Here is an 11,476-nt window from a genome sequence, read left to right on the forward strand (position 1 = left end):
CCGCTAAGGATGGTCTGCGCAATGCACCAATGACTGTGCTTCCAGCAAGTTGAAACGGTTTGATGCGGCCAACGGCGGCTTGCTGGCGATGATGCGACCTCACGCTACCTGCTAGGCCCTGACATTCGGATGCGCAGTGGGGCCGGCGGCAGGGTGCCCATACCGGAAGTTCGCTGGCTAACCAAAAATGGAGTCGCAGGAACCGATTCGGCCTTCAGACTCAAGACCTCACCCTCAAAAGACTCCTCCCCAAGGTTCGGCTCGCCGGCGCCCACGGTGGGCGCTTCGGGCGGGCTGTTCGGGCTCTTGCTCGCGTTCGGCATGATGTTTCCGAACCGGACCATCATGCCGCTGGTCCCGCCGATCCCGATGAAGGCCAAGACCTTCGTGATGGTGTTCGGTGGGCTGGAGCTGGCGCTCGGCGTGACCGGCACGCAGTCCGGGGTGGCGCACTTCGAGCACCTGGGCGGGACGCTTGGCGGTTATCTGATGATCCGCTACTGGCGCGGCCAGGCGCCTTTCGGACGCCGCTATCGCTGGCCCCCCCCCCCCATTCAGGGGATTGGCCGTTGGCACCGACGGGTGTCAACTCCGCCGAGGCCAGCGGCGGGAGTCGCTGCTGGTGCGGCCTGGATCGACAAACTTACAGTGGGTACCAACATCATGAAACACAAGTTCCACTTGCTCGCGGCAACAGCCGCAACCGCGGCGCTGATGAGCGCCAACCCTGCCAGCGCGGCCGGCTTCGTCAACGGAAGCTTCGAGACCGGTGACACGACGGGTTGGGCGACATCTGCCGACGGCTTCGGCCTGAATCCGTTCGGCACGACTTACGGCTCGGGAATGGATGGTCGCTATTGGGCCTGGGTGGCTGGCTACGAAGCACCACGGTATTTCGAGCAGACCTTGACGGGCTTGACGGCCAGCACGTCCTACACGGTCAACTTCATCATGGCGTCGGAGCATACCAATTCCGACAGCGTCATCGTGACTGCTGACGGTGCGTCGGCAATGACGTTCACCGCACCTCCAAAGGCCAGCGACTATTGGGACACCTGGGTGGCGAAGTCCTACAGCTTCACCTCCTCCGGCACGTCCGCCACGATCCGATTCAGCACGTTCGGGATCTACCCCAATGGTGGATACGACGTGGGCATCGACAACGTGACGCTGGCGCCGGTTCCGGAGCCCGGTACGTATGCGCTCATGATCGCCGGCTTGGCCGGCGTGGCATGGGTTGCGCGTCGCCGCAAGAGCTGAACCGACCTTCGCCTGAATGTGCCCGCGGCAATCCCGCGGGCGCTTTGTTTTTGGCATTGCCTGCAGGGCATCCCGGTTTGAATCGGCAGCGCGGCGACCTCGCACTGGTTTCGCGATTGACGTGTACTGGGCCTCGTGCAGTCGGCGCGGGCGAATGCTTTGCCCGGCATCGGCTAATCGGCTGAGGCTTCCTCGCCCGGCAGCGGTGCACCGAGGAGCCCCTCGCGCACCGTCGGATAGCGCAGCTCCAAACGCAACTCGCGCTTAATGCGCTGGTTGTCGAGCCGGCGCGACTCGCTCATGAACGACAGCATCTGCGGCGACAACTGCGCTTGCGCCTCGGCGCGCGAGACGCGCGGCGGCCGCGGCAGGCCGCAAAGATCGGCGGCCAGATCGAAGTACGCGCCCATCTTCAGCTCGGTGTCGTCACACACGTGCAGCACGCTCTGTGGCAGCCCGCACCGCAGGGCCGCCGAACTTCGGCTTTGGGCACTGAGTTGCTGCGCAGCAAGTGCCCTCAAAATGTCTCCGCCTGGCCAGGTCGACAGTTCGAACAAGCGCCGCATAGCTGACGTTCGATTCGCCGACCGATTTGGTCAGCGGCGGCTTGCTGGCGATGATGCGGACTCACGCAACTGACCAACTCCTGTCATTCGGGTGCCCAATGCGCCTCGTCACTCACAGCCTGATAGAGGAATGAGGGTCAAGTCCTGCCACCCCGACTAGGCCGCGCATTGGGCTGTGCTCAGCTCTTGGCGCCCCGCCCGAGAAGAAGTTTGCACGCAGGCCCAGCCTTGGCAAGGCTGGGCGCCAGAATCGGGGGGCTTGCCTCTATTCACCTGTCCCTCATTCCTCCTCGCAATACATGGGCTCGTTTGCATGAAGCTTCACTCTTTGATCACTGGTTTGGTCTGTGTCTTCGTTCCGACCTACGCCATCAGCAGCACCGGCGTCTCGGCACTTGCCCCAGAGAAGTTGGACCCAAATTTTTCGATCAGCCAGCCTGGCAGTGACTTGAGTTGGTACTCGGCCCTACAACTCAGGCGCAGCAGCGCCGGTTGGCCCGTCAAAGACCTGGCCAAGCCCTGGGATCGCCTGCCGGCGCGGGCAGAGCGAATCGTGCGGCCCGAAGTCTGGAGCTTGAGCCGCCACAGCGCCGGTATCGAAATCAACTTCTCCACCGATGCCAGCGAAATCGGCGCGCGCTGGACCCTGCTCAACCCCGGCTTGGCGATGGATCACATGCCCGCCACGGGGATGAGCGGGCTGGACCTATATGTGCGCCACGAGGGGCGCTGGCAGTGGTTGGGCGTGGGCCGCCCGACCGAGAGCCCGACCAATCTCGTCAAACTGGCCAGCGTGCCGGCCGGTGGCGGCATGCGTGACTATCGCTTGTATCTGCCTCTGTACAACGGCATTGAAGACCTGCAGATCGGCGTGCCCGCGGGCGCCAAGCTTGCGGCCATGGCGCCACTCAGTACCCAATCGGTGGTGGTGTACGGCACGTCGATCACGCAGGGTGGTTGCGCTTCTCGCCCTGGCATGGCTTACACCGCCATTCTGGGGCGTAAATTCGATCTGCCCGTCATCAACCTGGGCTTCTCTGGCAATGGCAATGCCGAGATGGTCGCGGCGGACTTGATCTCAGAATTGAACCCGAGCGTGTTCATCCTGGACCCCTTGCCGAACATGACGCCGCAGCAAATTGCCGAGCGCATTGAGCCTTTTGTGGCCCGTCTGCGTGCCCGGCACCCGCGCACGCCCATCATTTTGCTCGGCAACATCAGCTATCAGCACGCGGGCCTGGGGCCAATGAACCAAACGGGCCATGCCTTAAAGAACGCCGTCTTGGCCCCCATCGTCTCGGCTTTGATGGCCAAGGACGAACGCATTTTCTTCGTGCCTGGCGAGTCCTTGTTGGGTCAAGACGGTGAGGCCACGGTCGATGGCACCCACCCCACCGACTTAGGTTTCTTGCGCATGGCCGAGGCCATCAGCCCAAGTTTGAAGAAGGCGCTGGCCCTTGCGCCCTAGCAGGCTCGACTGTCGGCAGCGAATGACGCCCAAGGTCTGATCTGCCCGAGGGAATGCGGTTCAGGCCATCAGTTGTTAACTATTCCGGCTTATGGCCGTTATGGCTAGCTATCCACAACAACCAGAGTGGACGTTTGGCGACGGCCGGTCCGTGGTCGTTCAGATCAGGACCGAATGTAGTTCTCCAGGTGGGAGATCGTGGCCTCATGCTCGGCAATGATGAGTTCTATCAGGTCGCGGATTGAGATGATGCCCAACACGGTGTCGCCTTGGCACGTTTGGAACTCGCCTGCCTTGAACGCCGGCGCCACTTGGCCAGTTGGGCTATCAACTACTGCACCAGCGCCGCGCTGATGGTCTGCACGGTCATCGTGACGCTGTTCATAGAGGAGTTCCGAGCGCCGAACCTTGTGCCCCGCTAAAGTCCCGGGCGTCAGTGCCGCACGCGGCAGACCCGGGGCAGGCTGTTGGCCGGGAGTGTCAGGCCGCATCATCGCCAGTAGGCTGGAGGGTTCGCTTCTTCTTTGGTGCCATGACGAACTAACGCAGCACAAGCATGGACGGCCTTGTAGACTGCGGCGTCTACAGAGGGCGTAGGGGCGGCATGCAATTCTTTGCGAATACGGAGGATCTCGGGCGGCTGGAGTCCAAGCTGGCTGCAGCATCGCCCGAAGCGGCTCCCGCCTTGATGTTGGCCCTGGCCTGGCAGTTGCGCCAACGCGATATCAGCCGAGCATTGCAGTTAGCCGATCAGGCGGAACGGATGTTCATCTCGGTCGCTTGCGGTGACAGAGCGTGGCCGCGTGACCGAGCACGTCTGCAACTGATTCGGGCCGAGGGTGCTTGGTTGCTTGGCGATCTGGAACAGGCTCAACGGCTGCTGCGAGAAGCGCTAGCCGACTTCGATGATCTGCAGGACCCGGTAGGACGCGGAGATGTGTACTGGCTGTCCGCCTTCCTCAGCAATGACTGCGGTGTGCCGAAGCAGGCCTTGCAAGACATGCAGTGCGCGTGTGAGGCCTACGCCGCCAGTGACGATGGGCAACGTCAGCAGATGGGCCTAGCCCGCAGCATCTATGTGCAGGTCTATGTCGACGCGTTGGCGGCCCAGGCCCTGCTGGCGAATTGCGGTTTGGTGGAGGGGCCGGCGCTTGATCCGGCAGCGGCGGCTTGGTTGCACGCCGGCATTGCCTTGTTGGCAGGCCTGGCGAGCCAGCATCGGCAAGCCACTTGGCACTTCCAGATGGCCTGTTCGAGCGCATTGCAGACCGGTCAGATCAAACAAGCAGTAACGGCGGCGGCCAGCATGAGTTTTGCATTCCTGCAATTGAACAACCCGGCGCTGGCACTCGAGTGGTCCGAGCGCGGCTTGGATATTGCCCGCACCGCTGGCTTGGATATATTGACGGGCAGCATGTTGCAGCGTACCGGCGAGGCTTTGCGCCATCTTGGCCAGCCGGCCGCTGCACAGGCACATCTGCTGGATGCCATCCATGCCTTGCAGCCTGTCAAGGCCTCGCGCAACTATTTGATCGCCATCATTGAGCTGGGCGATATCGCCCTTGCCTTGGCCGAACCTGCGCAAGCCTTGGACTGGTTCAGGCAGGCTGAATCGATGTGCCGGGACATGGCGGCACAAGACCGCTTGATCGACGTCTTGCGTGGCTTGGCCCTTGTGAAGAAGCAGCTGGGCCTTCCGGACCAAGCGCTCGCCCATGCTCAGGAGGCACTCAGCCTGTGTCATGCCTGGGGCTACCGCATTGAACAAATCGAGCTTTTGCAGGTGGTCGCCGGATTGCAGGGGCAGCTCGGCCTGCCGATGCCGGCTCCTGAGCAGGGCCGAGATGTCAGCAGCCCCGCTTTGCACTATCTCAATCAAGCCCTGGCATTGGCGTCGCAACTGGATGGCTATGTTGTGCCTCATGCCTTGCTGGAAGATGCCGCCAGCGAATACGCTCGCCTGGGTCAGCTGGAGCAGGCTTATCAACTGGCCTTGCAGGCGGGTCTCTCGCGTGAACGCATCCAGTCCAGGGAAGCCGGCAATCGCGCCATGGCGGTGCAGATCCGTCACGAGATGGAACGTGCGCGATTGGAAGCGGAACATTTGAAACAGCTCGCCCAGGCCCAAGCCGAACGAGCTCTGGCTGAGGCGCACCGAGCCGATGCCTTGCTGGGCGCCAATGCGACCTTGGAAGATTTGGGCAAAATTGGCCGTGAAATCACCGCCAGTCTGGATGCCGAGGCGGTGTTCAATGCCTTGGCCCGCCATGTTCAGGGCCTGCTCGATGCCCCCAGCTTTTCGATCTATTTATTAGACGAGCAAGGCCGCTTCTTACACAGTGCGCTGCGCGAGGAGTGTGGTCAGCGCTTGAGTCCCCATCGCATTGCGCTGGATGACCCTGAGGCCAATTTGGCCCGCTGCGTGCGCGATGGTCTAGAGATAGTGCGCTCGTTGGCGGCGGGCACGAGCAGCCCGCTGCTGATTCCCGGCACCTTGCCCACGCTGAGCATGATGTTTGCGCCGCTGACGGTGGGTGAGCGTTGCCTGGGTGCCATGACGATACAGTCAAGCCGCGAGCAGGCCTACGGGGAGCGGGAGACCGCGATTTTTCGGACCCTGTGTGCCTATGGCGCGATTGCATTGGCCAATGCCGAGGCGATTCAGGCCTTGAAGCGCACGCAGGTTTTGCTGGTGCAGCAGGAAAAACTAGCTTCGCTGGGCGCGATGGTGGCGGGGCTGTCGCATGAGCTGAACACGCCGATAGGCAATGCCTTGATGGCGAGCACGACCTTGGAGAGCGGCTTCGATCAGATCGCGCAAGGGCTGGCCGATGGGCAGCTGCGGCGCGCCATGCTGGATAGCTTTGTGTCCGATGGCATGCACAGTTCGGCCCTGGTGACGAGGTCCATGCAGCGCGCGGCCGGTCTGATAGCCGACTTCAAACAGCTGGCGGTCGACCAGGCGGCTGAAGAGCGGCGCGAGTTTGATCTGCGGGCGCTGGTGGAAGGCTGCGTGGCTGCGCTGAACGTGCCGGCAGATCTGTCCAGCCTGCAGGTGAATATCGAGGTGCCGCAGGCGCTGCTCTGCGACAGCTACCCCGGGCCTTTAGGCTGGGCCTTGGGCAACTTGCTGCAAAACTGTTTGGCTCATGCTTTCAAGGGGCGCGCATACGGGCGCATTGCCATTGAGCTCCAAGACCATGGCGATTTACTCGAGCTTGAGGTGGTGGACGATGGCCTCGGCATGAGCCCGCAGGTCTTGGCCCATGTGTTTGATCCCTTTTTCACCACTCAACTCGGGCGCGGCGGATCCGGCCTGGGCTTGTCGGTGGCCTACCGAATCGTCACTACGGTGCTGGGCGGTGACTTGCATGCGCAGTCCTCGCCCGGTCAGGGCAGTCGTTTCATCTTGAGCTTTCCGCGCAGGGCTATGTTCCGGATTTAAGTGCCTGCCGGTTGCTCGGGGTGGACGCTGCCTTTGCTGATCCTGCACCAGGCCGACAGTTCGAACAGGCACCGCAAAGCTGACACTCTGTGCGCCGACCGTTTTGGTCAACGTCGGCTTACGGGCGATGATGCGGCCTCACGGTTCCGGCCAGTTCTTGTCAATCGAGTGCGTTGAGTGGCCGGCAAGAGGGTGCCCTGAGCAGTCGCACGACATCTGTATTGGGCAGGGGTGAATCGGCAGGGATTGAATTTCTCAGCCGTCCATAAAAAAACCGGCCATTTAAGCCGGTTCTGTCGTGCGGTCGATGCCAGTCGCTTACTGCTGCTTGCGGCGGCGGGCAACGAAACCTATGAGGCCAAGACCGGCGAGCATCAGTGCGTAACTCGATGGCTCAGGCACTGGCGTCGTCGGCTTGAGCGAATCGCGGTAGTCGGTGCCCGAACCGGAAGTGAGGGAGAAGTTCACTGCATTGCCACCTTCGTCTAGAACGCTCGAAATACCACCCCAGTACAGCGAATGAAATCCATCGACCGCAGCCTCGCCGTGTGGACCGCCGAACGGTCCTTCGGCCTGCGTCAATGCGCTAAAGCTCATGTTTATGTTGGAATTCTTGCCGAAAACAAACGGCAGGTAGGCCCATGCACCAGAGTTGGTAATCCAGCCTGTCGAAGTCGGCTGGCCTGCTGCGAACACGCTAAGTTGGGGACCAGCATTCGTAGTAATGCAACCCTGTCCAGGCGGGCACTCCACCCTTAGATTTTGAAGCACTCCGATGTGGCTCCCATCGACTACAACATCGGCTTGAACTTGACTGAATGCGCCACCACCCGTGCTGGCCAATGCAGTAAGTTGCCAATCCGTATCGATATGGATGGCAGCGAAACCTGTTTTTCCCTCCTGTCCAGGAGCATCGATCCGGATAGTGTCCCGGAATCCCGCAGCGACCTCTGCGTACCCAAATAATGGACCACCATCGCTGGATGCCTCAATCTTGAGTTTTCCGTAGTCCACAAGCGCGGCCATCGAAGCGTGGGACGCACCCAGGCCATAGGCAAAGTGGTCATTGGTGAAACTGCGACTTACAGTGCCCTGTGGGTCTTGCAGGTGAACATAGCCTGTGCCAGGAGTACCATTTCCGCGCAAGAGATAGGTTATCTCAGTGGTAGCCCGCGCGCCCGAGGACCACAGGCCCGCTGCTAGAGCCATTGCACAAATGGCCAGCACTCTCTTGCGGGCATCAAACCCATGTCGCGCACTTTCACATCCAATGGACTGCGACTGAACAGGCAGGCGCTTGTGCAGCCCGAGGCTAAGCAGAGACAATCCGCACATCATCAGCAGCCATGAGCGTGGCTCGGGCACTGGAGAGATGGCATTGCCCACTCCTTCTGGCACTAACACCGAGGCGCCTGGGTTCAGCGCGAGCCAGGTGGGGTCGATATGAAACTCGGGGTCCAGGAATGCGTATGCCGAAGCGGAAAAGCTCGCACCTGAAGAAATACTTGAAGCTGAAGCCATCATGGAAACTCGTCGTGTTGCGAAGCCCGACGCATCCGTCAGAACGTTGAACTTCCCTATGAAGAAGCCTGCAAACGAATCAATCGATTGGAGCGTTTCAAAGAGGGTGATGCTGGCGTGGTCGTTGCCGTACACGCCATTGGTGCACAGATGGTATGAGCACTGGTAGTCGAACGTCGGTGCGGATCCGTCGATAGAGAAGTTGACTCTTGTCGCAGTCGACGCCAATGAATTTGTGACGCCAGCCAAGTCATATCCCCCGAACGCATAGATCCCAGAAAAACTGACGGGCACCCAAGTAGATGCTGGGCCAGTGATACCGATGTCATATGAAAGCTCGCCGGTGGCTTTGGTAATTGAGAAACCCCCGCCGGGATTGAACACAGTTGAGCGTGCTTGGACAGAAGGAGCCGGCGTGCTATTGAACTCGACAGATCTCAAGAACGCAAAATTGGTGCCAGTCGAGTTGTTCGTATAGACCGATGGCGTAGCGTGTGGACTGGACGATACTCCGACGTATCCGCCATTCAAGTCGACTAATTCGTTGTAGTACGTCACCGGCGTTGCCCATGAAGCGCTGGCGCATGCGGAAAGAGATAAAGCGAAGAAGGTGTTCTTCATTTTCAAATCCTCCGTAGTGTTGATCTTCTTGTGAATACGCCACCAATCAGACACAAGCCAGCCAGCAGCAAGAGATAACTTGAAGGTTCCGGGACCGGACTAGTCGCATTGCCAACCCCGTCGGGTAAGGTAATCGTTACCCCGGGATGGGCGGCTAGCCACGCTTCATCAATTTGGAGCCTAGGGTCAATGAATGAGGTCGACTGAAGCCCAAAAGAACCTGCAAAGGCAAATAAGTTGACTACTCCGACCGCATCGCCCTTTGAATTAATTGGAATATATAAAGTGCCTCCAAATTCGCCCAATATAGAAGCAGCTCCAATTTTTGTATTGGATAATTCAATTTTCGAGTACGTACTGGGCGGCATGCTGCCTAGTGATTCCACATCACACCCGCCAGTATTGATTCGGTTACAGCCTGCCGAGAATTTAACGCCCTCAAAATGAAAACCTCCATCAACATCAAAATATCCAGAATAGAATGATGCTCCGAGCATTGACCAGCGCCCCTGCCCAAGACCTGGAACATCCCCCTGGAAAACCATCTTGTACGTCCCCGCAAAGTTAACCGGGACATAGGAATCAGGCTGCGCCCCATTAACATCAAACGTGTACACCATTTGCCCCTGAGCCGTACTGCTGACGGCAGCACTAGCGTAGACTGAAGGAGCCGGTGCCTTAGTGAAGGTTATGCTTGCATGACTTGGGTCATCAAGATAGGGGATCGATTCGTGGTATTCAGCCGCACAGGCTTGGCGGGCTCCGAATGCAAGTAACAACAAGACAATCGCGGCTAGTTTCATTATTCTTTCCCTTAGACGAATGGAGTGAGTAAGCCTAAAAGGCTCGCGGAGGATAGCTGCAATCCTTTCCCGGTTTGTCTTTGGTTCTAGGGGGGGGGGTAACGTTGGAGATGCCGAAAAAGCGCCGGGAAGCAAGTTGGGCAAGTGGCTGCTTTGGGCACGGAGTTGACCGCCGCCGACTCGTTCGCCGTTTTAGCCAGCGGGCCCAGAAGCCACTTCGCAGCTTGTGAAAGCTGTCGTTGGATCGGCCGGCGCCTCATGCCCTGATGGTCTCGCGTCGCAGATTTGCCGATCGGCAGCTTCGGGGGGTGCAGCAGACATTCGTCCAACGAAAAGCTCAATGTCCGGTTTCGACCGCAGCGGTTGTTTGCTCACCAAAATCGAGCGACTGCTGCCAGCCTGTAGCAGGTATAGCCACTTCATGCGCACTCAGCATCAACCAATTTGGTTTGTAACGAGGTTCCACCCAAAAAGTTCATTTCAACCTTGGCACCGAACCAGGAGGGGCTTCGAAATCTCCGCTATCAATCCTCAGAATTGCAAATAGCCGAAATTTAAAATACGAGCCCCTCCCGGTAACGGTGAGGGGCCTTTTCATTGGTGTAGCACGCCGGCTTTGGTCAAGGCCGGCATGATTTCCTCGCGCAAAAGCCATAGTTTTTGCTCGATTTGCGGAATGCCGAAAATTTACGCATGTATGCGTAAAGCTGCAAATCGCATGGCACCGCGCCTGCCGTCAACATTTTGCTCAATCGCAAGCGCTGTATCCAAGGCCCGGGGCTTGATTGAAAGACGCTGCAGTTTGTTGTCTAAAGTAGAACAAAGTCTTCAAACAGCACCTCCCCACTTTATTGCTGTCAGGATTTCGCTCACCCGCTTTGCACCGGCTTTTGTTTGCGCCGCCATGAACGGGCTCTGTCCGTCGAGCAGAGGGTGCTCTTCTCGCATCCATCCGTCTGCGTCTGCTTCTGTTTTGAAGGTGTCGCGAGCCATTGCAGCGAGTTCAGCAGCATCGGTTTCACTGTGATTCGAGGTCTCAAGCGATTTCACGACCGTCCAAGCTCCAACATTGCATGCAATCACTATGATCAATTTGCAAGCCGCGAGCCGCGACCAGCGCCTCGGCTGTAGCATGATGCTGGGAGTGTGCGCCAAGTTGGGACTAAATGGTTCTAATGAAGCTGCCTAGCCCCTATCTGACCCAATGACAGCTTTCACAGGCTGCAAAAACGCATCAGGCCACCGCTGGCTTCAGGTAGCGATTTACGAGTGATGACAATCGCCCTATGCGACACGCGATCGTTTTATGGCCGGGGTTGACTGACGAGGGATGGTCACCGTACGTCCACATAAATCGCAGCAAGCTGCAAGAATGTTTTTGGCCTCGCCACGTCCGTCGGAGAAAGGAATAGTCCTTCGCACGAAAGTGGTGGAGGAAAGGGCTGCGCATTCTTGGCAAAACGCTTGGCTCTTATCGCCTTCACGGAAAAATTTCAAAACTGCTCCTTGGCGTGGTTGACGCTGACAGAAGACTGACCTTGGTCAAAATTCGGCAGGCGTCAACATCGCCGATCAACAAATAGCCCGGCTTCGCTGCAAGGCCGCGATCACCGGCTCGGGCCAAGCAACTCTCCTCTCGGAGAGCCTTATCGGCTTCGGATACCTTCCTTCTGCGGATTTCAGCGATCCCGGACAGTCATTTCAGCGTGATGGTGGACAGCGTTTCAAACTGATCGCGGACAGTTTGGGCGCGCGCAAGTGCCTGGGTTGATGGTAGCTCAGGTGTCCGCGA

6 protein-coding genes and 2 pseudogenes are annotated in these 11,476 nt (G+C 59.0%); 4 read left to right on the top strand and 4 right to left on the bottom strand.

Going from position 1 to position 11,476, the window contains the following annotated elements; all coding sequences use genetic code 11:
• Nucleotides 1-129 precede the first annotated feature (129 nt).
• Nucleotides 130-1,260 (top strand): rhomboid family intramembrane serine protease, encoded by a 1,131-nt coding sequence (locus PRZ03_RS23080; RefSeq protein ID WP_273602460.1) that lies wholly within the window; start codon nucleotides 130-132, stop codon nucleotides 1,258-1,260.
• 173 nt (nucleotides 1,261-1,433) lie between these two features.
• Here PRZ03_RS23080 and PRZ03_RS23085 read toward each other — a convergent pair.
• Nucleotides 1,434-1,730: pseudogene (locus PRZ03_RS23085) on the bottom strand (SDR family NAD(P)-dependent oxidoreductase); the annotation flags it as partial.
• A 409-nt stretch (nucleotides 1,731-2,139) separates the two neighbouring features.
• On the opposite strand from PRZ03_RS23085, the gene PRZ03_RS23090 reads away from it, so the two are divergent.
• The 3 genes from PRZ03_RS23090 to PRZ03_RS23100 all read left to right on the top strand — a co-directional run bounded on the left by PRZ03_RS23090 (nucleotide 2,140) and on the right by PRZ03_RS23100 (nucleotide 6,739).
• Entirely contained in the window at nucleotides 2,140-3,294 is a 1,155-nt protein-coding gene (locus PRZ03_RS23090) for an SGNH/GDSL hydrolase family protein (RefSeq protein ID WP_273602461.1), read from the top strand.
• 278 nt (nucleotides 3,295-3,572) lie between these two features.
• Nucleotides 3,573-3,716: a DUF2721 domain-containing protein gene (locus tag PRZ03_RS23095; RefSeq protein ID WP_273602470.1), complete on the top strand. Its 144-nt coding sequence runs from the start codon at nucleotides 3,573-3,575 to the stop codon at nucleotides 3,714-3,716.
• A 182-nt stretch (nucleotides 3,717-3,898) separates the two neighbouring features.
• Nucleotides 3,899-6,739 carry an ATP-binding protein gene (locus PRZ03_RS23100; RefSeq protein ID WP_273602462.1) on the top strand — a complete coding sequence of 947 codons (2,841 nt, stop codon included), beginning with the start codon at nucleotides 3,899-3,901 and terminating at the stop codon, nucleotides 6,737-6,739.
• Between the two features lie 318 nt (nucleotides 6,740-7,057).
• Here the strand turns inward: PRZ03_RS23100 and PRZ03_RS24140 are convergent.
• The 3 genes and pseudogenes from PRZ03_RS24140 to PRZ03_RS23115 all read right to left on the bottom strand — a co-directional run.
• Nucleotides 7,058-7,144 (bottom strand): annotated as a pseudogene (locus PRZ03_RS24140) (PEP-CTERM sorting domain-containing protein); the annotation flags it as partial.
• Between the two features lie 1,739 nt (nucleotides 7,145-8,883).
• Entirely contained in the window at nucleotides 8,884-9,684 is an 801-nt protein-coding gene (locus PRZ03_RS23110) for a PEP-CTERM sorting domain-containing protein (RefSeq protein WP_273602464.1), read from the bottom strand.
• Between the two features lie 828 nt (nucleotides 9,685-10,512).
• Nucleotides 10,513-10,734: an MbcA/ParS/Xre antitoxin family protein gene (locus PRZ03_RS23115; protein WP_273602465.1), complete on the bottom strand. Its 222-nt coding sequence runs from the start codon at nucleotides 10,732-10,734 to the stop codon at nucleotides 10,513-10,515.
• Nucleotides 10,735-11,476 lie beyond the last annotated feature (742 nt).

Origin of the sequence: Roseateles albus, assembly GCF_028595345.1 — a bacterium.
In the GTDB taxonomy this organism is placed as follows: domain Bacteria; phylum Pseudomonadota; class Gammaproteobacteria; order Burkholderiales; family Burkholderiaceae_C; genus Paucibacter_A; species Paucibacter_A albus.

Excerpts from the sequence above, each read along its gene's own strand:
- PRZ03_RS23080 (WP_273602460.1), top strand. The coding sequence starts at position 130 with ATGCGCAGTGGGGCCGGCGGCAGGGTGCCCATACCGGAAGTTCGCTGG.
- PRZ03_RS23090 (WP_273602461.1), top strand. The coding sequence starts at position 2,140 with ATGAAGCTTCACTCTTTGATCACTGGTTTGGTCTGTGTCTTCGTTCCG.
- PRZ03_RS23100 (WP_273602462.1), top strand. The coding sequence starts at position 3,899 with ATGCAATTCTTTGCGAATACGGAGGATCTCGGGCGGCTGGAGTCCAAG.
- PRZ03_RS23110 (WP_273602464.1), bottom strand. The coding sequence starts at position 9,684 with ATGAAACTAGCCGCGATTGTCTTGTTGTTACTTGCATTCGGAGCCCGC.